Source organism: Mycobacterium sp. NPDC050853 (assembly GCF_040653875.1).
Classification (GTDB): domain Bacteria; phylum Actinomycetota; class Actinomycetes; order Mycobacteriales; family Mycobacteriaceae; genus Mycobacterium.
Genome location: NZ_JBFAGW010000002.1, coordinates 684,055 through 708,469, shown reverse-complemented (window position 1 = coordinate 708,469; position 24,415 = coordinate 684,055). Strand labels below are relative to the sequence as shown.

Below are 24,415 nucleotides of genomic sequence, written 5' to 3'. Positions count from 1 at the left end.
TGGGGCTCCCCTTCTTTGTCGATGTAGTTGATATCGGCGACGGTTCCCGGCGGACCGTAGATTTCGTACATCACACGTTTGGGCTTGGAGTTGTTTTTGTCGTCGGTCATGCTGCCGGCATAGGTGGGCAACTGTTGTGAACCGAAAATGCCGCGAATTCGCCATACCGCAAAGCCGGCAATGGCGATGACGAGCACCATCACCACCGGGATCCAAGCCCGCTTCAGAACGCTGAGAATCGGAGGACCCCTTCACCCGTTGCTGTCGAACAGATCGCTTACCGCGGACTAGCTGCACAACGAGTGCTTCACGCGGCACGTCGGAGTGAACCGTTGACGTGAAAGCGTACGAAGCATTCATTTCTTAACGCATGACATGTGCGTTATGGACAACCTACCAGCGGGTTCATTGGCCCGCAAGTCACACGCCGTGCGTTATCTTGAGACGGATGACACAGCCCAATTTCCGGCGCGCACGTTCGGAGGAGAACAAGCGTCAACGTGCGGCAACGATCGTAGAAGCCGCGCGCTCGCTCGCGCTGGAGGCCGGTGTCGCGTCGGTCACTCTCACTGGTGTGGCCAATCGGGCGGGTGTCCATCACTCCGCGGTGCGCCGCTATTTCAGCTCACATAAAGAGGTGTTACTGCGGCTCGCGACCGAGGGGATGGCTGAGCTATCGGACTCGGTGTGCGCCAAGCTGAATGGCCCAGGGGAGCGATCACCCGCAGATGTTGGCGCCGCGCTCTCGGGTGCTCTCATCGCGGCGCCGTTGTTCTGCGACCTGCTGGGTAGTCAGTATTTGCACCTAGAACACGAAGTGGAGATCGACCACGTCCGTGAGGCGCAGCGCGCCAACCAAGCGGCCGCGATGACGATCGTCGACGCAATAGAACGGTCGACGCCCGAGCTCGACCGCAAGAGTGCCCTTGACATCGTCACGTCGGCCTTCGCGCTCGCCGGGATGCTCTGGCAGTTCACCCATCCTCCCGAGGGTCTCGAACATGATTTCGCCGAAGAGCCCGGCTTTCCGGACGATTGGGACACCGATTTCGGCAGCACGCTCACCCGGCTACTCGCCGCCACGTGTATCGGGTACGTGAAAGAGCCTTAGGCGTCGAGCCGTTTCTCAAACCAGTGGTGCGCGTACCTCTCGTCGTTGAACGCAGCGACCTCGTGATACCCCGCCGAGCGGTACATCGCGATCGCCTCGGTGAGTGCCCGATTGGTATCCAGGCGAATCGCAGTGGCGCCGTGCGTCATCGCTTGCCGCTCCAGTTCGGCGAGGATTCGCTTCCCGAGGCCCATGCCGCGGACGTTGGGGGAGATCCACACGCGTTTGATCTCGGCGACCGGGGTGTCACGGGGCAGTTTCAGCCCACCGCAGCCCACGGGCTGGTCATGCAGGCTCGCGACGAGGAAAAGCCCGGCAGGGGCGGACAGTTCGGTATCGCCGGCGGGCAGTGCCAGTGCCGGGTCGAAGCCGCTGTCCAGCCGGGCGGCAATTTCCTCGAAGTAGGCGCGGATGCAGGAGCGGGCCTCCGGGGAGCGGGTGTCCACGATGCCGACCTGAACCTGCGAGGCCACGAAGAGTCTCTCGACCTCGGCCATGGCGTCGGCGAGCCGTCGCCGCTGATTCGCGCTCAGCGGTGCCAGGATCGATCGGGCCAGGTCATCGGAACGGCGATCGAGCTCGTCCAGTTCGGCACGACCGGTTTCGGTGAGGCGTGCGGTGCGCACCCGGGTATCGCCTTCGGCTGCGGTCACCTCGACGAGCCCGGTGCCTTCCAGCGCCCGCAACAGCCGGCTGAGGTATCCGGAGTCCAGGCCCAGTTGGGCGCGCAGTTCGCGGATATCGCGTCCCCTCGCGCCGATCTCCCACAGCACCCGCGACTGGCCGAGGGGGCGGTCGCGTGCGAGATATTCGCTCTCGAGAACTCCTATTCGCTGCGTCACGGTTCTGTTGAAGCTGCGCAGGCCGTCCACCAGGGCATCGGTCATTTATCTGACTTTAGTCAGATAAAGCCGCGATGTCTCCGTTGTTTGACGGGTAACGGCCATTCGCGCCGCCAGAACGTACCCTCATGGGCGTGTCCGAGACCGTCTCCGATTGGCTGCCTACCGGCGCGGTAACCGTCCGGGCGCCTGGCAAGGTCAACCTGTATCTCGCCATCGGCGACCTGCGTGATGACGGCTACCACGAGCTCACCACGGTTTTCCACGCTGTTTCGCTGGCCGACGACGTCACGGTTCGAGATGCCGATGTGTTGTCCGTCGACGTCGTCGGGCAGGGCGAGGGCACGGTGCCCACCGACGAACGCAATCTCGCCTGGCAGGCTGCCGAGCTCTTCGCCGACCACGTCGGCCGTGCTCCCGATGTCTCGATCTTCATCAACAAAGACATTCCGGTCGCGGGCGGTATGGCCGGCGGATCCGCCGACGCGGCAGCGGTGCTGGTCGCGATGAACGAACTTTGGCGGGCCGGAGTCCCGCGCCGCGATCTGCACCAGCTGGCCGCGAGGTTGGGCAGTGATGTGCCGTTCGCGCTGCATGGGGGAACCGCGCTGGGCACGGGCCGGGGCGAGCAGCTGGCCACCGTGTTGGCGCGCAATGTCTTTCACTGGGTGTTCGCCTTCGCCGACGGTGGTTTGTCCACACCGGACGTATTCCGGGAGATCGACCGGCTGCGTGAGAACGGCAATCCGCCGCGACTTGACGAGTCTGACGAATTGCTTGGTGCACTTGCCGCGGGTGATGCGCGCCGATTGGCGCCGCTGCTCGGTAACGAGCTGCAGGCCGCGGCGGTGAGCCTGAACCCCGGTCTGCGGCGGACGCTACGGGCAGGAGAGTCCGCGGGTGCTCTCGCGGGGATCGTGTCCGGTTCGGGCCCAACCTGTGCGTTCTTGTGCACCTCTGCCGAGGATGCGCTGCAGGTGAGCGCCGAGCTGGCGGGTGCGGGTGTGTGCCGGACGGTCCGGGTGGCTAGCGGGCCGGTTCACGGTGCGCAGGTGGTGCGGGGACGCAGCGACGGCTAGCGATGAGCCTCTCGGGCGAAGGGCATCGGCTTCTTATGTGCCTTGATCTGTTTGCGCCAACACGCCGATCATCGCGACACGCCGTACGCCCAGATCACAGTGGGTTTGGTCGCTGATTAAGAAAAGCCTAAGATGCTACCGGACCAAAAGAAGGCAGCCGGACTGTCACCTGAACGATATGAATCCGCTGCTACCAGGCCTGCGCGTGTCTACTGCACGTCGCGGCACCGGTGGCGGACCATCCGATAAGGAAGCGTGACTCGCCCAATCGGGCCGAGGCAAGGAGGAAACTGTGAGCAGGTTTACCGACGAGCTGTACGCCAACGCGCTGTCCAGCGTCAAGGGCATGGTCACCGGAGAACCCGATACTCCTGTTCGGCACACCTGGAAGCAGGTGCACGAGCGCGCCAAGCAGCTCGCCGGTGGATTGGCCGCAGCGGGCCTCGGCCCCGACGATGCGATCGGCATGTTGGTTGGCATGCCCATCGAGATCGCCCCGGCGATCCAGGCAGTGTGGATGCGCGGTGCCTCGCTGACGATGCTGCACCAGCCGACCCCGCGTACCGACCTGGCAGTGTGGGCCGAGGACACCCTTAAGGTCGTCGAGATGATCGACGCCAAGGCCGTCATCGTGTCCGCGCCGTTCGATGCCGCCGCTCCGGTGCTGGAGGAGAAGGGCGTCATCGTCGTCCACATCAAGGATCTGTGGGATGCCGAGCCCCTCGAGCCCATCGAGGTCGACGAGGACGCCGTTGCGCTCATGCAGCTGACCTCCGGATCTACCGGATCTCCTAAGGCCGTGAAGATCACCCACCGCAACCTGTACGCCAACGCGCACGGCATGTACGTCGCCTCCAAGTACAAGCCCGAGTCGGACGTGATGGTCAGCTGGCTGCCGCTGTTCCACGATATGGGCATGGTCGGCTTCCTGACGGTGCCGATGTTCTTCGGCGCCGAGCTGGTGAAGATCACCCCGCTGGACTTCATGAAAGATGTTCTGTTGTGGGGCAGGCTGATCGACAAGTACAAGGGCACTATGACGGCTGCCCCGAACTTCGCGTACTCGCTGTTCGCCAAGCGGTTGCGTAACCAAGCCAAGCCGGGCGACTTCGATCTGTCGACGTTGCGGTTCGTGCTCTCCGGTGCCGAGCCGGTGGACCCGGCGGTGGTCAAGGACCTGTGTGATGCCGGAAAGCCGTTCGGGTTCAAGTGGTCTGCGATGGTGCCCGCCTACGGTATGGCCGAAACCGCACTGGCCGTGTCTTTCTCGGAGGTCGAGGCCGGTGGCCTCATCGTCGACGAGGTCGATGCCGACCTGCTGGCAGCTCTGCGCCGTGCCGTTCCCGCTAGCCGCGGAAACCTGCGCCACCTGGCGACACTGGGCCCGCTGCTGCCGGGTATCGAGGCACGGGTCATCGACGAGGATCTGAACGTGTTGCCCCCGCGCGGCGTTGGCGTCATCGAACTACGCGGCGAGTCGGTAACCCCCGGCTACGTCACCATGGGCGGATTGCTGGACGCACAGGACGAACACGGTTGGTACAACACCGGTGACCTCGGCTACCTCACCGAAAAGGGGCACGTGGTGGTGTGCGGCCGCGTCAAGGACGTCATCATCATGGCCGGGCGCAATATCTACCCGACCGATATCGAGCGCGCCGCGGGTCGCGTCGCGGGCGTGCGGCCCGGCTGTGCCGTCGCGGTGCGCCTGGAGGCCGGAGTCGATCCCAAGAACCAGCGCGAGACCTTCGCGGTTGTGGTGGAGTCCAACGCATTCGAGAATGCGGACGAGGTTCGGCGGATCGAGCAGCAGGTCGCTCACGAGGTCGTCGCCGAGGTCGATGTGCGGCCGCGCAATGTGGTGGTGCTCGGACCGGGCAGCATTCCCAAGACTCCGTCGGGCAAGCTGCGTAGGTCGACTTCGGTGGCGCTCGTCATCTAGGTGCTGACTCTCCTGCTCATCGGCGGGCCCGTCCTAGCATTGGTCTGGCTTCTGGCCCGCCGTGTTCCGTCTCAGCAGCACTTATGGGACCACGCGGTTCAGGTATGTGCTGCCGATCCTGCCTTTCGACTGGGGCAGATCATCGAGGTGCTGTCGAGTGACCCCGACCAAGGGGAACACGCGCGAATCTCGTGGCACGGCAATGATGTCGAGCAAGATATCTGGTTCGGAGATACCTGGCCGCTGGAAGATGTCTGGGTAGTCGTCAGCGGTGCCGACGGTGACGGAACTGCAGGGCGTGATTCGAGTACCTTTTATGTCACGGCCGTGCACGACGTCATCGTGCTCTGAAGGCCCACAGTAACCTCCACGCAGGAGTTCGAGCCGAAATGCCTGCGTGGCGTTACTGTCGCGAGGGGCGCATCACTCGAATGGGACCGGTGGCATCTTGACCACCTGGGCGGCATAGCTCAGTCCGGCACCGTAGCCGATGAGCAGCGCCAGATCGCCGGGCTTGGCGGCGCCCGTCGACAACAGACCCTCCATGGCCAGCGGAACCGATGCGGCTGAGGTGTTGCCGGCGTGCTCGATATCGTTGGCAATCACCGCATCCGGGCGTAGGTGCAGATTCTTGGCGAGCAGCTCGTTGATCCGGCTGTTGGCCTGATGCGGGACAAACACGTCGATGTCCTCGGGGCCCACCTTCGCGGCCTCCAGGGCGCGCTGGCCGACCTTGCCCATTTCGAATGCCGCCCAACGAAATACCGAGGTTCCCTCAATCCGCAGATAAGGACGCGGGCCTTCGGGCTTGGCCGCGAAATCCATCCAGTCGATGTCCTGCCGAATAGCGTTGGCTTGACTTCCGTCGCTGCCCCACACCGTGGGGCCGATGCCCTGTTCGGCGGTCTCGCCGACGACAACCGCGCCGGCTCCGTCGCCGAAGATGAAGCAGTTGCCGCGGTCGGTTATATCCAATGCGGGGGAGAGCTTTTCCGTACCGATTACCAGCACCTTGCTGGCGCTGCCGCCGCGGATCATGTCGCCCGCGACGCCCACTGCGTACCCGAACCCGGCGCAGCCGGCGGACAGGTCGAACGCCGGGACACCTTGGGCGCCCAATACGGTGGCGACGGCCGGGGCGGACGCCGGCGTCTGCAAGTAGTGGGTGCTGGTGGCAACGATCACCGCGTCGATCTCGGCGCCGGTGAGCAGGGCGTTGGCGATGGCCTTGCGTCCGGCTTCGATGGCCAGGGTCTGGGCGGATTCATCGTCGGCAGCGAACCGACGGGTCTTGATCCCGGTGCGGGTGTAGATCCACTCGTCAGAAGACTCAATGTGCTCGCAGATCTCATCGTTGGTGACGACGCGTTCGGGACGGTACGTCCCCAGGCTGAGCAGGCCGATCTTGTTGACGCCGGTGGTCTCCGCTATCACGGTCATGAGGAGACCATAGCGGGCACATCCAGACGTCTAGCCCCAGGCGTGTACCTGGTTCTGTGCCGCCTCCAGGCCGAGGCGAACCAGGAGCTCCGTCGCATCGGCGCCATGCTCGCACAGCAGCGGCACCTGCTCGGCCTCCGTCTTGGTGAAGTTCTCCAGCACGTAGGCGGCCGGATCCTTGCGTCCGGGCGGACGGCCTACGCCCAGACGAACCCGCAGGTAGTCCTTGGTGCCCAATGACTGGGACACCGAGCGCAGCCCGTTGTGGCCGCCCTCGCCGCCGCCGATTTTGAGCCGCACGGTGCTGAAATCGAGGTCCAGCTCGTCGTGCAGCACGATGACATTCCCCGGGGAGACCGAGAAGAACTTGGCCAGCGCGGCAACTTGGGGGCCCGAGGTGTTCATGAACGTGCGGGGCTTGGCCAGGTTCACGGCCCGGCCGCCGAGACGAATCGTCGTCGCCTCGGCGCCGGACTTCTTGTGCGGCTTGAATGTCGCGCCGTCCTTGGCCGCCAGCAGATCGGCGACCATGAATCCGAGGTTGTGCCGTGTCTTGGCGTAGGTCGGCCCGGGGTTGCCCAGGCCGACCACCAGCACGGCATCGTCGGATAAGTCGGGCACGACGTACTCGACCTACTCTTCCGTGCTGGCTTCGGCGGCGTCGCCTGCGGCAGAAGCCTCGCCGGCACCTTCGTTGCCGCCGCCCTCGGCGTCCATCTCGTCGGAGGTCGGCGCGGCGACCACGTTGATAACGAGAGTGTCCGGGTCGGAGATCAGCGTGGAACCCGCGGGCAGCTCGATCGAACCTGCGGTGATCTGCGTACCGGCCTCAAGGCCCTCGACAGACACGGTGAGGTGGTCGGGAATCGACAGCGCCTCGGCCTCGATTTCCAGGGTGTTGGCGTCCTGGGCGACCAAGGTGCCGCTCGCGGCATCGCCCTCGATGTGGACGTTCACCTCGACGGTGACCTTCTCGCCCTTGCGCACGACCAGCAGGTCGGCGTGCACCAGGTTGCGGCGGATGGGGTGAATCTCGATGGTCTTGGTGAGGGCCAGCTGCTCGCGTCCCTCGATGTTCAGGGTCAGCACCGCGTTGGTGCCGGAGTTACGCAGCACGGCCGAGAAATCACGGGCCGGCAGGTTCAGGTGCTCGGGGGTGGTGTTGTGGCCGTACAGGACGGCGGGGACCAGGCCGTCGCGCCGCGCGCGGCGCGAGGCACCCTTACCGGTGTCCTGGCGGACGGTCACGTCGAGGTTATTGCCGCTGGGGGCGTTTTTCTTGGACATGTGGTCGACTCCTTGCGTCTCGTTAGGCACGGCGCAGGAAGGACATCACGATGATGCTCATGATCCCGTCGATAACGGTGGGTAAAAGGACCCACCCTCGCCGTGACAGCCCGCTCAGAGTAGCCCAGCGCGGGTTCGGAACGCCAATCAGGACGGGAAGGATACCCCGGTGAGCTGCTCGGACAGGTCCCAGAGCCCGCGAGCGGTGGCCGCATCCTTGGCCTTGCCGCTGCGGCCGACCTTCTTGGGGTATCCCTTCGCCTCAAAGAGGCCGTCGGGTCCGATGTAGGTATCGCCCGGCAGGTCTTGCGATGCCGCATAGAGCACCGTCAACGCACCGTGTGTGGCGTCCTGCGCATAGAGATTCCCGGCCTTGAGGGCGAAGGTGAAGATCGGGTGCCCGCTGTGAGATTGCAGTTCGGTCGCCGCGATACCCGGATGAGCGACCACCGCACGCACCGGCGATCCCGCCATGGTGAGGCGGCGTTGCAACTCGCTCGTGAACAGCAGGTTGGCCAGCTTGGATGCACCGTACGCCCCGGTGCGGGTGTACCGACGGCGCTCGTAGTTGAGGTCGGTCAGGTCTATGCTTCCGGCGCGGTGTGCCACCGAAGCCACCGCGACCACCCGGTCGGTGATCTTGGGCAGCAACAGGTTGGTCAGCGCGAACGCACCGAGATGGTTTGTGCCGATCTGGTTTTCGAAGCCGTCGACTGTCGTGGTGTGCGGGACCATCATGATGCCGGCGTTGTTCACCAGTACGTCGAGGCTGTCGACGGTATCGGCGAAGGCTCGCACCGAGGCCAGATCGGCGACGTCGACCTGGCGCACCTCGGTGCTGCCGGTGCTGGTGGCGTCGATCGAAGCCTTGGCGGCCTTGCCCTTCTCGGTGTTACGCACCGCCATGACGACGTGGGCGCCGACTCGGGCTAGCTCGCGTGCGGTCTCCAGGCCCAGTCCGCTGTTGGCTCCGGTGATGACGACGGTGCGACCTTCGAACGACGGCAGATCCTTGGCGGTCCATGTGCTCACGACAGCGACCCTAAGGCTTCCCGGAGATAACGTCGAGATCATGACCTTTGAGACCGAAGTCGATGCCTTTTTGGATCAGCTCGTGTTTGTCCGGAGCCTCAACGCTTCGTGATTCTCAGTCCCTCGGTGAGGGCGGCGACATCCTTTGCCAGCGCCGCGGACTGCGCCTCCGTCGTCGTCACCGTGAGTTGCACGAGGTAGTGGATCGGGCCAGCGGGCACGATGACGTCCCGGTTCCACGCGTGCACACGCACGTTCTGGTTGTCGTAGGTGCCTTCGATGGCGGCCGACGGATAATCCTGGAAGTCCTCGAGGGATGAGGAGATCTTCTGAAAGTTCTGGGTGTTCTGCGCGTCGGCGAAGCCGTGCTCGGTGATCGCCTTGCGGGCATCGAGCGGGCCATCCAGTTTGATGAGGTAGATCACTGCGCTTGGTGTTCTTCCCTGATCGGCATCGCTGGGCTTGTCCGTGATCAGGTAGGCGGGATCGAGCGGGCCGAGATTTTCCCACCCGGCGGGCAGCGGCACCTCGATGCGGATACTCGCGACGGCATCCGGTGACAACGGGATGACCTTGACGCCGAGGCTCTGCAGGTATTCGTTCATCGAAGTCGGCGCAGTGCTGGTGGGTGCAGCCGAGCTGTTCGATGCCGGGCTGTTTGATGCCGAGCCGTCTGATGAAACGGCTTGCGGTTCAGGTTGTTTCGATCCGCACCCGGTTCCCGTGAGCGCCATCAGGCACGCGGCAACCAGTGCGGCGCTACGCATTACCGTCGAAAAGTCCTGTTACCGAACCGTTCTCGAAGACTTCGCGGATGGTGCTGGCGAGCAGTGGGGCGATGGACAACACCGTCAGCTGCGGGAAGAGCTTCTCCTCGCCGATGGGCAGCGTGTTGGTGACCAGCACCTCCCTGGCGCCACAATTGGCCAGACGCTCGGCGGCGGGATCGGACAGCACACCGTGCGTCGCGGCGATCACGACGTCCTTGGCGCCTGCCTCGTGCAGCAGTCCGACCGCTCCGGCGATGGTGCCACCGGTGTCGATCATGTCGTCGGTGATGACGCAGGTCTTACCGGTCACGTCACCGACGACGCGATTGGCCTTGACCTGGTTGGGGACCCGCGGGTCACGGGTCTTATGGATAAAGGCGAGCGGCACGCCACCCAGCGAGTCGGCCCACTTCTCGGCGACGCGCACACGGCCGGAGTCGGGGGAGACCACCACGACGTCCTCGCCGTTGCTTACGTAGTGCTCGGCGATGTACCCGCACAGCAGCGACTGGGCGCGCATGTGGTCCACCGGGCCGTCGAAGAAGCCCTGGATCTGGTCGGTGTGCAGGTCGACGGTGACGATGCGGTCAGCACCGGCGGTCTTGTACAAGTCGGCCACCAGGCGAGCGGAGATGGGCTCGCGGCCGCGGTGTTTCTTGTCCTGGCGGGCATAGGGATAGAACGGGAGGATCGCGGTGATCCGCTTAGCGCTGCCGCGCTTGAGCGCATCGATCATGATCAGCTGTTCCATCAGCCAGGTATTCAACGGCGCCGGATGTGACTGCAGGACGAACGCGTCGCAGCCGCGTACCGATTCCTCGAACCGCACGAAGATCTCGCCATTGGCGAAATCTCGCGCTATTTGCGCGGTCACCTCGACGTCGAGCTCCTTGGCGACCTGTTCGGCCAGCTCAGGGTGCGCACGACCCGAGAACAGCATCAGATTCTTGCGGTTATCCGTCCAGTCGGTGCTCACGGCGCAGCTAGTCCTCTTGGTAGGTCGTATCGTGGGCTTTGACGAGGGCGGGTCGGGTACCGCCTCGTCGGGGTAATGGTACGGACCTTTTCCGGCCGCCCGGGAGTGGGTTGCCGGAATTTGAACGCCAGGTGTCGAAACCCCTCCCCGCGAGCGCGCAATTACGCACCACTGTTGTCGACGGATGTGTGCGTACTTGCGCGCTCGGCCGGGCCAGTGGCCTGTTCGGCGGCCTTGGCTGCATCGCTACCCGGGCGCTTCTGCGTCACCCAGCCCTCGATATTGCGTTGCGTGCCGGCCGACACCGCCAGCGCGCCCGGCGGCACGTCCTCGCGGATGACCGTCCCGGCTCCGGTGTACGCACCGTCGCCGACGGTCACCGGGGCCACGAACATGGTGTCCGAGCCGGTTTTCACGTACGAGCCAATCACGGTGCGCCGCTTGGTCTCTCCGTCGTAGTTGACGAACACGCTGGACGCCCCGATATTGCTGTGCTCGCCGATATCGGCATCGCCGACGTAGGTCAGGTGCGGCACCTTGGTGCCCCGGCCAATCGTGGAGTTCTTGACCTCGACAAACGCGCCGAGCTTGGCGCTTTCGCCGGTCACCGTGCCCGGCCGCAGATAGGTGTAAGGCCCGATGACCGATCGCGCGCCGATGGTGGCGCCCTGGCCGTGGGTGCGGATCACCGTTGCCGAGTCGCCAACGGTGACATCGATGAGGGTGCTGTCGGGGCCGATGTGACAGTGCCTGCCGATCACGGTCTGCGAGTGCAACTGGGTACCGGGTGCGATGGTGGCGTCTTGACCGATCCGGACATCGACATCGATCCAGGTGCTCGACGGGTCGACGATGGTGACTCCGGCGCGCTGATGGTGGCGGATGATCCGCCGATTCAGCTCGGCGCCCAGCTCGGACAGCTGCACGCGATCGTTGACGCCGGCCACCAGGGCGCTGTCGTCGACATGGTTGGCGTGCACCACCTTTCCGCTCTGGCGGATGATCGAGACGGCATCGGTCAGGTAGAGCTCATGTTGCGCGTTGTCCGAGCGCAGCTGAGCCAATGCGGCATGGAGCGGCTCGATGTCGAAGGCGTACACCCCGGCGTTGACCTCGCCGATGGCACGTTGGCTGTCGGTGGCGTCGGTCTGCTCGACGATCGCGATGACCTCGCGGTCCTGCGTGCGCAGGATGCGTCCATAGCCGGTGGGGTCGCCGAGCGTGGTGGTCAGCAGCGTGGCGGCGGCGGGTTCGGCCGTATGTCGGCTGATCAACTCCGCCAGCGTGTTCCCGTCGAGCAACGGGATATCGCCGGACGTGACAATGACGGTGCCGCGGAAATTCGCGGGCAAAGCCTGCAGGCCACAGGCCACGGCATGCCCGGTGCCGAGCTGCTGTTCCTGCACGGAGACGTGGATCGTGCGGTTGAGCGATTCGGCGAGGATGTCTACGGCGGTGGCGATGCGTTCGCGGTCGTGCCCCAACACGATCACCAGATGCGCGGGATTCACGCTGGCGGCGGCATGTACCGAATGTGCCAGCATGGAGCGGCCGCCGAGGGTATGCAGCACCTTGGGGATATCCGAACACATGCGGGTGCCGGCACCCGCCGCCAGCACGATGACAGCGGTTTCGTCTGGCATTTCTGTTCCTTACTGCTCCGTCGCCAGGACTCGAACCTGAACTATCTGAACCAAAATCAGAGGTGCTGCCGATTACACCACGACGGACTGCTACAGAATGAAGACTGTAGTCGACCACCGAGCTCGGCCACGTGGCCGTCGAGGGGCCGAGAAAGTGATGGCACATGGCGGTACCTAACAAGTCCGATGGCCCCGGACGGACTCCTCGTGTCCGGATGGCCGGTTCGGAGCGGCGCCGCCAGCTGATCGATGTGGCGCGGACGTTGTTCGCCGAACGCGGGTACGAGGCCACCTCCATCGAGGAGATTGCCCAGCGAGCCGGGGTGTCCAAACCCGTGGTGTACGAGCACTTCGGCGGCAAGGAGGGGCTCTACGCCGTCGTGGTGGACCGCGAGATGTCGGTGCTACTGGACGGCATTACCTCGTCGTTGACGAGTTATCGCTCACGGGTGCGACTCGAACAGGTGGCGTTGGCCCTGCTGAGCTATATCGAGGACCGCACCGACGGCTTCCGGATCCTGATTAGGGACTCGCCGCCCGGGGTGAGCTCGGGGACGTATTCGAGCCTGCTCAACGATGCGGTCAGCCAGGTGTCGAGCATCCTCGCGGGCGACTTCCAGCGCCGCGGTTTGGACGCCGAGATGGCGCCGTTGTACGCCCAGGCGTTGGTGGGGCAGGTGTCGATGACGGCCCAGTGGTGGCTGGATGCCCGGGAGCCCAAGAAGGAAGTGGTGGCGGCTCATATCGTCAACCTGTGCTGGCATGGCCTGAAGCATTTGGAAGCCGATCCGCAGCTCCAGGATGAGTGAGCAGGAACATTCGGGAGCAGCACACCGTTCGACATAACGAGTGGTTCGTGAAGGAGGCGGTCGGTTGTGACGGGTTTACGTCTCACCCTTGGTGTGGCAGCCGCGATCTGCTTCGGCCTGTTCGGTGCGCCCGCTGCGCTGGCGGACGAGTGCACCGGCCCGCTGACCGCGCGGGTGTGCGTGAAACCGGGCAATGCCGAACTGCATTCGACACCGAACCGTGAGTTCATACCGGAGGTTCCGCAGGCCTCGCCGTGGTTGGTTGTCGGCGGCTCTGGGTCGGGTATCTGGATCCCGTGACGGAATGGCGCAGTCGGGTCGAAGCAGTGCGTGACATGCATCGATCACCTAGAATTTAACTTGTTGGGGTTGACCACTTAGGTGAGGTGTTTGTCATGACGTCAGTAGTTGTGCGATGGGTTGTGGCTGGGGCCGCCGCCGCCGCGTTGGGCGCTTTGCCCGTGTCGCTGGCCTCGGTTGCTGCGGCCGATCCGCAGTGCGCGGACCCGGCGATGTGTCAATCCGAGCCGCCCAACCCCGAGAGTTGCAACGGTGGACCCGACGACATGGTGTGCACCCGTGCGGGGGACGCGGAACTGCATTCTTCGCCGAACCCGGCAGACATCCCACCGGTGCCACAGGCCGAGACTCCGCCCTGGATGGTTTTCGGTAATCCCGGCATGGGCCGCTAACCAGTAGAAACCAGGGCGACACCGCCCTCAATGGTTGCTTTCGGATCCTAACGAGTCTAATTTTGACTTGTTAGGAAATCTAAGCATCTAAGGGGTGTTGTTCCATGCCTGGCCTTCGATATGCCATGGCGCTGGTGGCGACGGGTCTGCTTACGGCTGTTCCTGTCGGTATTGAGATAGCGGGTCCGGCGAGTGTCGCTCACGGAGGACACGGGAATTGCACGCAGCCGCGTACTGGTGCGGAGGTTTGCGTCAGTCCGGGTGACGCCGAACTCCGGTCGTGGCCTGACCCCGCCGATCTGCCGACGCCGCCCGACGTTCCGGTGCGCCCCGACAACCTGTGAGGTGGTTATCGGGGGAGGCATGCGCGTAAATCTGTTCAGTAGGTTCGAAAAAGCTGTGAACTAGCTGTATGACATGCGAAAAACGCCTACAGTGAAACCCTGGGGTTGATCGATGGGCGAGGTGCTTGTCATGGCATCAGTAGTAATGCGATGGATGGTGGCCGGAGCGGCCGCCGCCGCGTTGGTCGTCACGCCCGCGGTGCTGGCCCCGGTCGCAGGGGCAGAGCAGCCGTGCGCGGATCCGGCCATGTGCCAGGCGCCCACTCCGGCGCCGGTGCACGAGGATGCGGAGCTGCACTCCGCGCCAAATCCGAACAATATTCCGCAGGTTCCGCAGGCCAACATTCCGCCGTGGCAGATGATAAATGCTCCGGGTGAGGCGCGTAACCACCCCTGAGCCATGGTGCGCGGCTGGCAATGAGCTGTGAACCGACTGGGAAAGCGCTGGTCTGATGGCTAGATGAGGCAGGCGGACCTATCGTCGTCTCATGATGTCTCTGCTGGTACGGCGTGCGGCATTGCTGGTGGCCGCCGGTGTCACTATCGGTATGCCGCTCGCAGTTGGGGTGTCGAATGCCGATCCCCCATGCGCACCCGGTGCAGCCGCCTGCTCCCTCCCGACCGCAGTTGTCCCGCCGTCTGGAGGGCACGAGAAGTGCAGTGCGCCAAAACCGGGTGAACAGGTCTGTTCCGAGCCCGGTGATGCCGAGCTCCACTCAACACCGACGGCCCATATCCCGGCACCGCCGTTGACGGTGGCGCCGACCAAGAGCGGTGCCGCGCTCTAGCCGAATGTGGCGAGGACTCGCTAACGGTCGGGCTGACTAGTCCGGTCGCTGGCCCTAACGCGCGCCGCAGTCCCGCGCGAGCAGATCGGCGATCGTCTCGCGGCGTACCAGCTCACGCACCCGCCCGTCGCGCACCGCGAGCACAGGGGGACGACCGACCAGGTTGTAGGACGAGGCCATGCTGTGGTTGTACGCACCGGTGCAGGCCACCGCGAGCACATCGCCGGGATGCACATCAGAGGGCAGGCTGACATCGCGGGCGATCTCGTCGCCGGATTCGCAGTGCCGCCCGGCCACCGTCACCAACTGAGGTGGGGCAGAGGGATGCCGATTGGCCAGCGCAACACTGTACTTCGCGTCGTAAAGGGAAACTCGGGGGTTGTCGCTCATGCCGCCGTCGACGGCGACGAAGGTGCGCCCGCCCGGCTGGGTCTTCACCGACACCACCCGGTACAGCGTGACCCCCGCGCGTGCGGAGATGGCGCGGCCGGGCTCCACCACGACACGCGGACGGGGGAAGCGCTCTGCGGCACAGGCGGCGTCGAGCGCGTCGTCGATGAAATCGCGTAGCTCGGCGATATCGAGTTCGGGGTCGCCCGAGCGGTAAGGAACACCGTGGCCGCCACCGATATTGAGTTCACCCAGGATGACGCCGTGTTTGGCGCGGATATCTGCCATCGCGGCGATCATGCGGCGGATGGTCTCGCCGTACAGCGCACAGTCGGTGACCTGTGAGCCGATGTGGCAGTGCAGTCCCACCAGGTCCAGCATTGGCTGGTCCAGCACACGGCGGACGGCCTCGATGGCGTGCCCGCCATGCTGCGGGAACCCGAACTTCTGGTCGGTGACTCCTGTCGTCACGGCGGCATGCCCGTGGATGTCGATATCAGGGGTTACCCGCACCAGCACCCGCTGGCGCTTCGACAGCCGAGTCGCCAGGAACATGATCTCGGTGTAGGAGTCGACGACAATCCGACCGACACCCACTGCGGCCGCGTCACTGAGTTCATCGGGAGTTTTAGCGTTGCCGTGCATGATGATTCGTTCCGGATCGAAACCGCCCGCGAGGGCGGTGGCCAACTCTCCGTAGGAGCAGACGTCCAACGACAGACCCTCTTGCGCCACCCACCGCGCGATATCGGCCGTCAGCAGCGCCTTGCTGGCGTACGCGACCTCGACCTCGCGCAGTGTGCTGCGATAGCGACGGGCGCGGTAGCGGAAGTCCTCCTCGTCGACCACGTAGGCGGGGGTGCGGAACTGGTCGGCGATCTCCGAGAGCACCGTCTCTCCGACGCACATCCGGCCCTGCTCATCCAGGTGCGTGGTCACCGGCCAAACGGCCGGGTCGACGCGTGGCCGCGCCACATTATGTAAGGACGGCAGGATGTCCAGAAGTGTCATGCCTCCACCGTGCGCCGGTGGCGACCCCCTGCGGAGTTTCTTGACGCGGCCTTGACGTCGGTGGGTCGGAAATTGGCGTTTTCTGGACGCCGTAGAATGGCTGCCATCATGACTGCGACACCCCCGCCTCTCGCCGGGGTGATCCGGACAGCCTTGCGGGATCCCGCATTCGATGTTCTCGCCCCGGCGCTCGCCGCCAAGACCGGCCTCGATCTGACAGCGCCCTCCTGCGCCCGCGCATTCGTGGTGACGGGGATGGCGGATGCCAGCGATGCACCCGTCCTGGTTGTGACGGCCACCACCCGAGAGGCGCAGGACCTCACCGCCGAACTGCGGGATGTGTACGGCGATGCGGTGACCCTGTTGCCCTCCTGGGAGACGCTTCCGCACGAACGGTTGTCGCCTGGTGTCGACACCGTAGGTGCGCGGTTGCAGGTGCTGCATCGGCTGGCGCATCCGGAGGATGCCCGGATGGGGCCGCCGCTGCGAGTCGTGGTCACCACGATTCGCTCGCTGCTGCAGCCGATGTCCCCCGAGCTGTTCGATCTGGAGCCGGTGGAGCTCACGGTCGGCGCCGAATCGGAATTCGACGCACTGATCGCCCGCCTGGTCGAGCTCGCGTACAACCGCGTGGACATGGTGGCGGGTCGCGGCGAGTTCGCGGTGCGCGGCGGCATTCTCGACGTCTTCAGCCCCACCGCAGACCATCCGGTGCGTGTCGAGTTCTGGGGCGACGAGGTCAGCGAGATGCGCTACTTCGCGGTCGCCGACCAGCGATCGATCCCCGAGCTGGAGGTCACCTCCGTGCTCGCGATGCCCTGTCGCGAACTGCTGCTCACCGAACCAGTGCGTGCCCGGGCCGCTGCCTTGGCCGCCGTGGCGCGTGCTTCCGGGGATCTACCCGATGAGCACCGGATCGGGGCTGGTGTGGGGGAGATGCTGGCCAAGTTGGCGGACGGCATCTGCGTCGACGGGATGGAATCACTGCTGCCCGTGCTGCATTCGGGTGAGCTCACCATGCTGGTCGATCATCTGCCCGATACCGCTCCCGTGCTGATCTGCGATCCCGAGAAGGTGCGGACCCGATCGGCGGACCTGGAGCGCACGGGCCGGGAGTTTCTGGAGGCGTCCTGGTCGGTCGCCGCGATAGGTTCCGACGCACCGATTGATATTGCCGCGCTGGCAGATTCGGGATTCCGTGAGCTCGATGACGTCAGGCGTAGCGCCGATGGCGCCGGACATCCGTGGTGGTCGCTGAGTCCACTGAGCATGGATGACGATCGGGCGGTCGCGCTGGCGGTGCGGCCGTCACCGTCCTCGCGTGGACACAAGGAGGGCGCGGCGGAAATCTTCGCAATGCTGCGTGCCCATGTGATGACGGGCGGACGTGCGGCGGTGGTGGCCGCCGGTGCGGGCACCACGCACCGGATTATGGAGCAGCTCGCCGAAACGGAAACGCCCGCAACACTGCTGGAGCCCGGCGCGGAGCCCGCCGAGGGCGTGGTCGGTGTGCTGCGCGGGCACCTCACCGACGGTGTGGTGCTGCCGGGAGCCAAGATCGTCATCGTCACCGAGACGGACCTGACCGGCAGTCGGGTGGCCGCCACCGACGGCAAGCGGTTACCGGCCAAGCGCCGCAACCAGGTTGACCCGCTGGCCCTCACCGCCGGCGACCTCGTCGTGCACGATCAGCACGGTATCGGGCGATTCGTGGAAATGGTGGAACGGACGGTCGGCGGCGCCCGTCGTGAGTACCTGGTGCTGGAGTACGCGTCGGGTAAGCGCGGCGCTGCCGCCGCCGGTGGACAAAGCGACCGACTGTACGTGCCAATGGACTCCCTGGACCAGCTGTCCCGGTACGTGGGCGGCGAGTCGCCCGGCCTGAGCCGTCTCGGCGGTAGCGACTGGACCAACACGAAGACCAAGGCGCGCAAGGCGGTTCGTGAGATCGCCGGTGAGTTGGTCGCGCTGTATGCGGCGCGTCAGGCCGCGCCTGGACATGCCTTCGCGCCGGACACCCCGTGGCAGCGGGAAATGGAAGACGCCTTCGGATTCGTCGAGACCGTCGACCAACTGACCGCCATCACCGAGGTGAAATCCGATATGGAGAAGCCGGTTCCGATGGACCGGGTGGTGTGCGGCGACGTGGGCTACGGGAAGACCGAGATCGCGGTGCGCGCGGCATTCAAGGCCGTCCAGGACGGTAAGCAGGTTGCGGTGCTGGTACCCACGACGCTGCTGGCCGACCAGCATCTACAGACCTTCACCGATCGCACGGCGGGGTTCCCGATCAAGGTGGCCGGTCTCTCGCGCTTCACCGACCCGGTCACCTCGAAGCTGGTGATCGAGGGAATGGCCGACGGCTCAGTCGATATCGTCATCGGCACGCATCGTCTGCTGCAGACCGCTGTGCGATGGAAGGACCTCGGCCTGGTGGTCGTCGACGAGGAGCAGCGTTTCGGGGTTGAGCACAAGGAACACATCAAGGCGCTGCGCACCCACGTCGACGTGCTCACCATGAGCGCTACCCCGATTCCGCGCACCCTGGAGATGAGCCTGGCCGGCATCCGGGAGATGTCGACCATCTTGACTCCGCCCGAGGAGCGCTACCCGGTGCTCACCTACGTGGGTCCGCATGACGACAAGCAGGTGGGGGCGGCACTGCGCCGCGAGCTGCTGCGTGATGGTCAGGCGTTTTATGTGCATAACCGGGTGAGCACTATCGACAACGCCGCCGCCCGGGTGCGCCAACTGGTCCCAGAGGCCAGAGTCGTTGTGGCGCATGGTCAAATGCCGGAGGAGATGCTGGAGCGCACCGTCCAGGGATTCTGGAACCGGGAGTACGACATCCTGGTGTGCACCACGATCATCGAGACCGGGCTGGACATCTCCAACGCCAACACCCTGATCGTGGAGCGGGCCGATATCTTCGGTCTGTCGCAGCTGCATCAGCTGCGGGGTCGCGTCGGCAGGAGCCGGGAACGCGGATACGCCTACTTCCTGTATTCCCCCGAGGTGCCGCTCACCGAGACCGCGTACGACAGGTTGTCGACGATCGCGCAGAACAACGATCTGGGTGCCGGTATGGCTGTCGCCATGAAGGACCTGGAAATTCGTGGCGCCGGGAATGTGCTGGGCGTCGAGCAATCGGGTCACGTCGCCGGGGTGGGCTTCGATCTCTATGTCCGACTTGTCGGCGAGGCCGTCGAGGCGTATCGCGCCGCCGCTGACGGGAAGACGGTGCTGACCGCCGAGGAGCCCAAGGAGGTACGCATCGATCTTCCGGTCGACGCGCATCTGCCGACGGATTACATCGGTAGCGACCGGCTGCGGCTTGAGGCGTACCGCCGGCTTGCCGCCGCAGGCGATGCCGGACAGATCGGTGCTGTGGTGGAAGAGCTGACCGACCGTTACGGGCCACTGCCCCTTCCGGTGCAGCGACTGGTGGCCGTCGCCTCGTTGCGTTTGCTATGCCGCGAGATGGAGATTACCGATCTTTCGGTGGTCGGCACCAACATCCGAATACAGCCGTTGCCGCTGCTCGACTCGGGGCAGTTGCGGCTCAAACGTTTGCACCCGGCCGCTCAGTATCGCGCGACCACTTCCGTTGTGCAGGTTCCAGTCCCGCGTTCTGGCGACGGAGGCGTGGGCTCGGACCGGATCCGCGACCTGGAACTCGTGCACATGATCGTCGATCTGGTGCTGGCATTGTCGGGGCGTCCCGCGGGCAGTGTTGGTATAACACCAGTGGAGGTGAGCAAATGACTGTCATCCTTGTGGACCCGCGCCATCCTTCGATGGTCCCGGTCGAGGCAATCGGTTTGCTCGCCGGCGATCTGCAGTACACCGAGGAGCTTCCGGTCCGGCTGGCGTGGACGCTCTCGACCGCGCGCCCGGTGTACATCGGTGAGGACGCTCCCGCGCTGCTGTCCTCGGACCGCAACCACCCAGAGGTGAAGGCGCGGATCGACGCCGGGGCCAAGGTCATCGAACCGCCCGCGCGTCAGGGTGAGAAGCTCATCGATGCGGTGGCCGTGATGGACAGGCTGCGAACCAATGGCCCGTGGGAAGGCATCCAAACTCACGATTCGTTGCGGCGGTACCTGCTCGAAGAAACCTATGAGCTATTCGACGCCGTGCGCACCGGCGACGCCGACGAGCTCCGCGAAGAGCTGGGGGACGTACTGCTACAGGTACTCTTCCATGCCCGCATCGCCGAGGATGCCCTCGAGCATCCCTTCAACATCGACGATATCGCCGAAACGCTGCTGAACAAGTTGGGCAACCGCATCCCGGTAATACTTGGTGCCGGTGGGGATTCCAGTTCGATCACGCTGGAAGAGCAACTGGCGCAATGGGAAGAGCGCAAGGCCGAGGAGAAGGACCGCGACTCCTGTTTGGACGGTGTCTCCAGCAGCCAACCGGCGTTGGCCCTCACTCAAAAGGTGCTCGGCCGGGTGACGGCCGCCGGGCTGCCCGTGGAGCTGATCCCTGGGCAGCTGCTTTCGGTGACGATCGACCCCGACGGCGACGCCGAGAACCAGTTGCGCGCAGACGTCTTGGAGTTCATGGATACCGTGCGGCGCGCCGAGAAGGATATTCTGGCGGGCCGCCGTGGCGAGGATGTCGCGGTGGAACTGGATATCAGCGATCTACGCAAGGTGAGTGCCGAGGAATGGCAAGCACATTGGCTGCAGGTGCCGAAAGAACCCGGCGTCGGCGGGTCCAAAACTCAAAAAATCACCGCTGAGGAACAGCAGCCGGACGTTCACGACGAGGACGAGGCCGAGGACTCAGATCAGCCGAAGAGCGCCTGACCCCAGTACTCCTTGGTTCCCAAACCCGGCGGACAGGCGAAGATGGCTGACCCGGTGTGCAGGATGTATTCGTTGAGGGCGTCCTCGGTGGCCAGCTTGCGCTGCATCGGGATGAACTGGGTCTGCGGATTACGCACGAAGGCGATGAAGAACAGCCCGGCATCCAAATGGCCGAACCCGTCCGACCCGTCGGTGAAGTTATAACCGCGGCGCAGGATCTCGATACCACCCAGTTCCTCGGCGGAAGCAAGTCGCACATGCGCGTCCACATCGAGCAGCGGTTCCCCGTCGGGCTTATCACCCGTGAAGTTGATGGCCCCGAACTCGTCGGCCTGGCCGATCGGTGCACCAGATCCCTTGGAGCGCCCGATGACCCGCTCCTGTTCATTGAGTACCGTGCGGTCCCAGCTCTCGATCAGCATCCGGATACGCCGCGCCACCAGGTAGGTGCCGCCCGTCATCCACTCGGGATTGTCGCCCTTGGCCACCCAGACGCTGGTGTCGACCTTCCCGGTGTCCTCGGACTTGATGTTGCGGGTACCGTCCTTGAACCCGAACAGGTTTCGCGGAGTCAACTGTGCTCGGCTGGTAGAGGAGGTTCGGCCGAACCCCAGCTGTGACCACCTGACCGCGACAGTTCCGAAGCCCACCCGGGCCAGATTGCGGATCGCGTGCACGGCGACCTGCGGGTCGTCGGCGCACGCCTGGATGCAGATATCGCCGCCGCAGCGGGCGGGGTCGAGCTTCTCATTACGGAATTTCGGCAGCTCCTGCAGCGGCTGCGGCAGCTTGTCGGCGATTCCGAATCGGTCCACTCCGTCCTTGCGGAAGAACGAGGGGCCGAAGCCGATCGTCAACGTCAGCGCGGAGCTGGCCAGATCCAGCGCCTCACCCGTGTCCGTCGGCGGGGCATAGGGATTGCCGTCCACCGCCCCACCGGGTGTGGTCTCCTGGCCCTGGGACATCCGTTCGGCCATATCTGTCCACTGGCGCAGCATGGCCTGGACCTCGCCGCGGGTGGCGTTCGGCATGACGTCGAAGGCGCAGAAGTGCATCCGGTCCTGCGCCGGGGTGACGATCCCGGCCTGGTGATCTCCGCGGAACGGAACCTTGACGTTGACCGCTCCCGTGCTGGCCGCGCTTGCGCGACCGCCGAGCACTCCGGCGCCCGCTGCGCCGGCGACGGCGGCGGTGACCCCGGCCGCGCCCAGCAGCTTGCGGCGGTTGAACCCACTACCGTCCTGCGATGACACCTTGCACCTCGCTGACCTCCTTGGAGAGCGCATCGATGGCATGCGCCAGCTCGATGCGCTGGTCCTGGGTCACTGCGTCGTAGAAGACGAATCCGTCACCCTTGCGGTACTTGCCGAGCAGCACGTCGACTTCCTTGAAGCGCTTGTCGATGGCTTGTCCCAGTTCAGGTTTGCGCTCGTCGAGGATGGGTCGCACGGTCGCGATCGCGTTCTGTGAGCCGTCGATATTGGCCTGGAAGTCCCACAGGTCGGTGTGGCTGAAGAACTCTTCCTCGCCGGAGATCTTGGTTCTGGCCACCTCGTCCAGCAGGGTTTGCGCACCGCCGGCGATCTTCGTGGTGTTGATATCGAAGTCCTTGGCACGCACGCCGTCAGACAGCTCCTTGATGTCCTTCAGCAGCTGATCGGCAATCGCGTTGGTATCGGGCTGTAGCCCGGTGGTCCACAGATCCTTTTCCAGCCGGTGATAACCCGTCCACTTTTCGCCGGGCTGAACATCGGCCTCGCGCAAGTCGATTCGCGGATCCAGGTCGTTGGGGAAGGCCTCGGCGACGGGTTCGATGCGCTCGTAGTACACGCGGCTGGTCGGGTATTGCGCCTTGGCCGATGCGATATCGCCGGCCTTGACGGCGGCAACGAACTTGGTGGCGGCCTCACTGAGCGCGTCGACCTGGGTGATGATGTAGCCGCGGTAGCGGTCGGTGGCATCTTTGAACTTGCCCTCGGCGTCCAGCTTGACCGCGCTGCCGCTGACCTTGAAGTCGCCGCGGATGCCGTCGCCGATCATCCCTGGCTTGCAGGCGGTCTGGTAGGTGCCGGGCTCGCTGAACTGCACGATGAGCTTGCGGGACAGGCCAGCGCCGATGTTCTCGACCTCGCCGAGCGCGCGGTCGCCCTTGTCGTAGACGTAGAACTCGGTGACCTTGGATCCGTTGTTGGTCACCTTGAAAGTCGTTGGCCCCGTGGTGGCCTCGGTCTTGGAGACGTCACAGCCGGTATCGGTGGCGCTGACGGTGATCTCCTGGCCCCCGGCGGCTGCACCGCCGCCCTCGGACTTGGGTTCCTTGGCGGTACAGCCGGATAGTGCGGCGCCGGTGATGAGGACCAGCGCGGCGGCGCCGCAGGTGAGAGCTGATTTCATGGAGTGGACCTCTCGGATTCGAGTACTGCTTCAGATGTTTCGGGACTAGTTACAGAGGCCTTGGGGGCAACGGGGCGCAGGAATAGCGCCAGGACCACGATCAAGTAGGTGAGCCAGCAGATCAGCTGCAGCACGGTCGGCGTCGGCGTCACGTTGAAGATTCCGCGTAGCGCCTCGCCGTACCAGGTGCTCCAGTCGAACCATGAGGTGATGTCGAAGGCCTTGTGCGACAGCATCGGTAGCCAGCCCACGGTCTGCAGCGCGCCAATGCCGTAGGACAGGATTCCGGCTGCGACGACCACCAGGAAGGCGCCGGTGTACTTGAAGAACTTGCTCAGGTTGATACGTACCGCGCCGCGGTACATGCCATAAGTGAGTACGGCAGCGACGAGGAATCCGGCAACCAGACCGATGAGCGGGCGTGCCGTCTCTGCCTCTGTGTAGGCGACCATGAACAGGGCGGTCTCCACCCCTTCCCGGCCCACCGCGAGGAAGGACAGCGCGAGCACTGCCATCGCTCCCGCCTCGAGAGCTTTGGCCATACCCGCCCTCAGCTCACCGGCGATACCGGCAGCGGCCGCCCGCATCCACAACACCATGGTCGTGACGATTGCCACGGCAACAAGTGATGCCACCCCCGCTATGGCCTCCGCGCCCAATCCGGTGATGGTGTAGCTACCGAAGTGGATGGCACCAAACACGATGAATGTCATCGCAATTGCAGCGGCGACGCCGACCCATACCCACCGCACCGCGTCGCGCCGGTCGGATTTCACCAGAAATGCAATGAGGATCATCACTACGATCCCGCATTCAAGACCTTCACGCAGTCCGATGAGGCCGCTGCTGAAATATTGCGAGAAGTTTGTCGGCCCGTCAGCGAGGACGCCGATGCTGCGCATGTCCAGGGTCCTTTTCCTCCACTTGACTTTGGCTAGCCAATGCTTGCCAAGGTGCGGCTGACCTTACCCGAAAAGGACGCTCGGACGCGATGGGACAGCCTCGGCTGCGCTGCAGTGTGACCGTCTCATGCGACGATGGGGGCAAT

25 protein-coding genes and 1 tRNA gene are annotated in these 24,415 nt (G+C 64.8%); 12 read left to right on the top strand and 14 right to left on the bottom strand.

Annotated elements, in window-relative coordinates; translation table 11 throughout:
* The coding region (locus tag AB0H22_RS11860) for an MmpS family transport accessory protein (RefSeq protein ID WP_358146682.1) at positions 1 to 200 on the bottom strand (200 nt) is incomplete at its 3' end.
* A 248-nt stretch (positions 201 to 448) separates the two neighbouring features.
* Here AB0H22_RS11860 and AB0H22_RS11855 point away from each other — a divergent pair.
* Positions 449 to 1,111: a TetR family transcriptional regulator gene (locus AB0H22_RS11855; RefSeq protein WP_358146681.1), complete on the top strand. Its 663-nt coding sequence runs from the start codon at positions 449 to 451 to the stop codon at positions 1,109 to 1,111.
* Here AB0H22_RS11855 and AB0H22_RS11850 read toward each other — a convergent pair.
* Complete coding sequence (locus tag AB0H22_RS11850) at positions 1,108 to 1,998, bottom strand: helix-turn-helix domain-containing GNAT family N-acetyltransferase (RefSeq protein WP_180751976.1); 891 nt, start codon at positions 1,996 to 1,998, stop codon at positions 1,108 to 1,110. The two genes, AB0H22_RS11855 and AB0H22_RS11850, sit on opposite strands and share 4 nt — an antisense overlap.
* An 89-nt stretch (positions 1,999 to 2,087) precedes the next feature.
* On the opposite strand from AB0H22_RS11850, the gene AB0H22_RS11845 reads away from it, so the two are divergent.
* From AB0H22_RS11845 to AB0H22_RS11835, 3 genes are all read left to right on the top strand, one after another.
* Complete coding sequence (locus AB0H22_RS11845) at positions 2,088 to 3,032, top strand: 4-(cytidine 5'-diphospho)-2-C-methyl-D-erythritol kinase (RefSeq protein WP_358146680.1); 945 nt, start codon at positions 2,088 to 2,090, stop codon at positions 3,030 to 3,032.
* Positions 3,033 to 3,324: 292 nt separating this feature from the next.
* Positions 3,325 to 4,974, top strand: coding sequence for a fatty acyl-AMP ligase (locus AB0H22_RS11840; RefSeq protein WP_180751978.1), 1,650 nt, complete (start codon positions 3,325 to 3,327; stop codon positions 4,972 to 4,974).
* On the top strand, positions 4,975 to 5,325 hold the full coding sequence (locus AB0H22_RS11835) for a hypothetical protein (RefSeq protein ID WP_358146679.1): 351 nt from the start codon (positions 4,975 to 4,977) through the stop codon (positions 5,323 to 5,325).
* Positions 5,326 to 5,397: 72 nt separating this feature from the next.
* On the opposite strand, the gene AB0H22_RS11830 is transcribed toward AB0H22_RS11835, so the two are convergent.
* From AB0H22_RS11830 to AB0H22_RS11795, 8 genes are all read right to left on the bottom strand, one after another.
* Positions 5,398 to 6,414 carry a beta-ketoacyl-ACP synthase III gene (locus tag AB0H22_RS11830; RefSeq protein ID WP_180751980.1) on the bottom strand — a complete coding sequence of 339 codons (1,017 nt, stop codon included), beginning with the start codon at positions 6,412 to 6,414 and terminating at the stop codon, positions 5,398 to 5,400.
* Between the two features lie 30 nt (positions 6,415 to 6,444).
* Positions 6,445 to 7,011, bottom strand: coding sequence for an aminoacyl-tRNA hydrolase (gene pth, locus AB0H22_RS11825; protein WP_180752247.1), 567 nt, complete (start codon positions 7,009 to 7,011; stop codon positions 6,445 to 6,447).
* A 36-nt stretch (positions 7,012 to 7,047) separates the two neighbouring features.
* Positions 7,048 to 7,701, bottom strand: a complete 654-nt coding sequence (locus AB0H22_RS11820; protein ID WP_180751981.1) for a 50S ribosomal protein L25/general stress protein Ctc — start codon at positions 7,699 to 7,701, stop codon at positions 7,048 to 7,050.
* Between the two features lie 147 nt (positions 7,702 to 7,848).
* Positions 7,849 to 8,733, bottom strand: a complete 885-nt coding sequence (locus tag AB0H22_RS11815) for an oxidoreductase (protein WP_358146678.1) — start codon at positions 8,731 to 8,733, stop codon at positions 7,849 to 7,851.
* Between the two features lie 98 nt (positions 8,734 to 8,831).
* Positions 8,832 to 9,500, bottom strand: coding sequence for an LpqN/LpqT family lipoprotein (locus tag AB0H22_RS11810; protein WP_358146677.1), 669 nt, complete (start codon positions 9,498 to 9,500; stop codon positions 8,832 to 8,834).
* Positions 9,493 to 10,479 (bottom strand): ribose-phosphate diphosphokinase, encoded by a 987-nt coding sequence (locus AB0H22_RS11805; RefSeq protein ID WP_180751984.1) that lies wholly within the window; start codon positions 10,477 to 10,479, stop codon positions 9,493 to 9,495. Before AB0H22_RS11805 ends, AB0H22_RS11810 begins: the two co-directional genes overlap by 8 nt.
* Before the next feature lie 161 nt (positions 10,480 to 10,640).
* Positions 10,641 to 12,122: a bifunctional UDP-N-acetylglucosamine diphosphorylase/glucosamine-1-phosphate N-acetyltransferase GlmU gene (glmU, locus tag AB0H22_RS11800; protein WP_180751985.1), complete on the bottom strand. Its 1,482-nt coding sequence runs from the start codon at positions 12,120 to 12,122 to the stop codon at positions 10,641 to 10,643.
* A gap of 15 nt (positions 12,123 to 12,137) precedes the next feature.
* Positions 12,138 to 12,209: transfer RNA gene (locus tag AB0H22_RS11795), tRNA-Gln, on the bottom strand.
* 128 nt (positions 12,210 to 12,337) lie between these two features.
* Here AB0H22_RS11795 and AB0H22_RS11790 point away from each other — a divergent pair.
* The 6 genes from AB0H22_RS11790 (at position 12,338) to AB0H22_RS11765 (ending at position 14,755) form a co-directional block, all read left to right on the top strand.
* Positions 12,338 to 12,931 (top strand): TetR/AcrR family transcriptional regulator, encoded by a 594-nt coding sequence (locus tag AB0H22_RS11790; RefSeq protein ID WP_180752248.1) that lies wholly within the window; start codon positions 12,338 to 12,340, stop codon positions 12,929 to 12,931.
* A 66-nt stretch (positions 12,932 to 12,997) separates the two neighbouring features.
* A complete protein-coding gene (locus AB0H22_RS11785; RefSeq protein WP_358146676.1) occupies positions 12,998 to 13,231 on the top strand; it encodes a hypothetical protein in 234 nt (77 codons plus the stop codon).
* Positions 13,232 to 13,326: 95 nt separating this feature from the next.
* Positions 13,327 to 13,623: a hypothetical protein gene (locus AB0H22_RS11780; protein WP_180751987.1), complete on the top strand. Its 297-nt coding sequence runs from the start codon at positions 13,327 to 13,329 to the stop codon at positions 13,621 to 13,623.
* Positions 13,624 to 13,727: 104 nt separating this feature from the next.
* A complete protein-coding gene (locus tag AB0H22_RS11775) occupies positions 13,728 to 13,967 on the top strand; it encodes a hypothetical protein (RefSeq protein ID WP_180751988.1) in 240 nt (79 codons plus the stop codon).
* Between the two features lie 130 nt (positions 13,968 to 14,097).
* Complete coding sequence (locus AB0H22_RS11770) at positions 14,098 to 14,364, top strand: hypothetical protein (RefSeq protein WP_358146675.1); 267 nt, start codon at positions 14,098 to 14,100, stop codon at positions 14,362 to 14,364.
* A gap of 94 nt (positions 14,365 to 14,458) precedes the next feature.
* Entirely contained in the window at positions 14,459 to 14,755 is a 297-nt protein-coding gene (locus AB0H22_RS11765) for a hypothetical protein (protein WP_180752249.1), read from the top strand.
* A 54-nt stretch (positions 14,756 to 14,809) separates the two neighbouring features.
* Here the strand turns inward: AB0H22_RS11765 and lysA are convergent, their stop codons facing one another.
* On the bottom strand, positions 14,810 to 16,156 hold the full coding sequence (gene lysA, locus AB0H22_RS11760; RefSeq protein ID WP_358146674.1) for a diaminopimelate decarboxylase: 1,347 nt from the start codon (positions 16,154 to 16,156) through the stop codon (positions 14,810 to 14,812).
* Between the two features lie 108 nt (positions 16,157 to 16,264).
* Here lysA and mfd point away from each other — a divergent pair, with 108 nt between their 5' ends.
* Complete coding sequence (gene mfd, locus AB0H22_RS11755; RefSeq protein WP_180751991.1) at positions 16,265 to 19,921, top strand: transcription-repair coupling factor; 3,657 nt, start codon at positions 16,265 to 16,267, stop codon at positions 19,919 to 19,921.
* Positions 19,918 to 20,973: a nucleoside triphosphate pyrophosphohydrolase gene (locus AB0H22_RS11750; protein WP_358146673.1), complete on the top strand. Its 1,056-nt coding sequence runs from the start codon at positions 19,918 to 19,920 to the stop codon at positions 20,971 to 20,973. The genes mfd and AB0H22_RS11750 overlap by 4 nt, the downstream gene beginning before the upstream one ends.
* Here AB0H22_RS11750 and efeB read toward each other — a convergent pair.
* Genes efeB through efeU form a run of 3 tightly spaced genes read right to left on the bottom strand, consistent with a single transcriptional unit; the run spans position 20,955 to position 24,269 of the window.
* Positions 20,955 to 22,226, bottom strand: a complete 1,272-nt coding sequence (gene efeB / locus AB0H22_RS11745) for an iron uptake transporter deferrochelatase/peroxidase subunit (RefSeq protein WP_358146672.1) — start codon at positions 22,224 to 22,226, stop codon at positions 20,955 to 20,957. The genes AB0H22_RS11750 and efeB overlap by 19 nt on opposite strands.
* Positions 22,207 to 23,367 carry an iron uptake system protein EfeO gene (gene efeO, locus AB0H22_RS11740; protein WP_358146671.1) on the bottom strand — a complete coding sequence of 387 codons (1,161 nt, stop codon included), beginning with the start codon at positions 23,365 to 23,367 and terminating at the stop codon, positions 22,207 to 22,209. Before efeO ends, efeB begins: the two co-directional genes overlap by 20 nt.
* Entirely contained in the window at positions 23,364 to 24,269 is a 906-nt protein-coding gene (gene efeU / locus AB0H22_RS11735) for an iron uptake transporter permease EfeU (protein ID WP_358146670.1), read from the bottom strand. The genes efeO and efeU overlap by 4 nt, the downstream gene beginning before the upstream one ends.
* Between the last annotated feature and the right edge of the window lie 146 nt (positions 24,270 to 24,415).

Bases quoted from the DNA above. Each gene is read 5' to 3' on its own strand.
- AB0H22_RS11780 (WP_180751987.1), top strand. From the start codon at position 13,327: ATGACGTCAGTAGTTGTGCGATGGGTTGTGGCTGGGGCCGCCGCCGCC.
- efeU (WP_358146670.1), bottom strand. From the start codon at position 24,269: ATGCGCAGCATCGGCGTCCTCGCTGACGGGCCGACAAACTTCTCGCAA.
- AB0H22_RS11855 (WP_358146681.1), top strand. From the start codon at position 449: ATGACACAGCCCAATTTCCGGCGCGCACGTTCGGAGGAGAACAAGCGT.
- AB0H22_RS11790 (WP_180752248.1), top strand. From the start codon at position 12,338: ATGGCCGGTTCGGAGCGGCGCCGCCAGCTGATCGATGTGGCGCGGACG.
- AB0H22_RS11775 (WP_180751988.1), top strand. From the start codon at position 13,728: ATGCCTGGCCTTCGATATGCCATGGCGCTGGTGGCGACGGGTCTGCTT.
- AB0H22_RS11850 (WP_180751976.1), bottom strand. From the start codon at position 1,998: ATGACCGATGCCCTGGTGGACGGCCTGCGCAGCTTCAACAGAACCGTG.
- efeO (WP_358146671.1), bottom strand. From the start codon at position 23,367: ATGAAATCAGCTCTCACCTGCGGCGCCGCCGCGCTGGTCCTCATCACC.
- AB0H22_RS11765 (WP_180752249.1), top strand. From the start codon at position 14,459: ATGTCTCTGCTGGTACGGCGTGCGGCATTGCTGGTGGCCGCCGGTGTC.
- AB0H22_RS11770 (WP_358146675.1), top strand. From the start codon at position 14,098: ATGGCATCAGTAGTAATGCGATGGATGGTGGCCGGAGCGGCCGCCGCC.
- mfd (WP_180751991.1), top strand. From the start codon at position 16,265: ATGACTGCGACACCCCCGCCTCTCGCCGGGGTGATCCGGACAGCCTTG.
- AB0H22_RS11830 (WP_180751980.1), bottom strand. From the start codon at position 6,414: ATGACCGTGATAGCGGAGACCACCGGCGTCAACAAGATCGGCCTGCTC.
- lysA (WP_358146674.1), bottom strand. From the start codon at position 16,156: ATGACACTTCTGGACATCCTGCCGTCCTTACATAATGTGGCGCGGCCA.
- AB0H22_RS11820 (WP_180751981.1), bottom strand. From the start codon at position 7,701: ATGTCCAAGAAAAACGCCCCCAGCGGCAATAACCTCGACGTGACCGTC.
- glmU (WP_180751985.1), bottom strand. From the start codon at position 12,122: ATGCCAGACGAAACCGCTGTCATCGTGCTGGCGGCGGGTGCCGGCACC.
- AB0H22_RS11810 (WP_358146677.1), bottom strand. From the start codon at position 9,500: ATGCGTAGCGCCGCACTGGTTGCCGCGTGCCTGATGGCGCTCACGGGA.
- AB0H22_RS11750 (WP_358146673.1), top strand. From the start codon at position 19,918: ATGACTGTCATCCTTGTGGACCCGCGCCATCCTTCGATGGTCCCGGTC.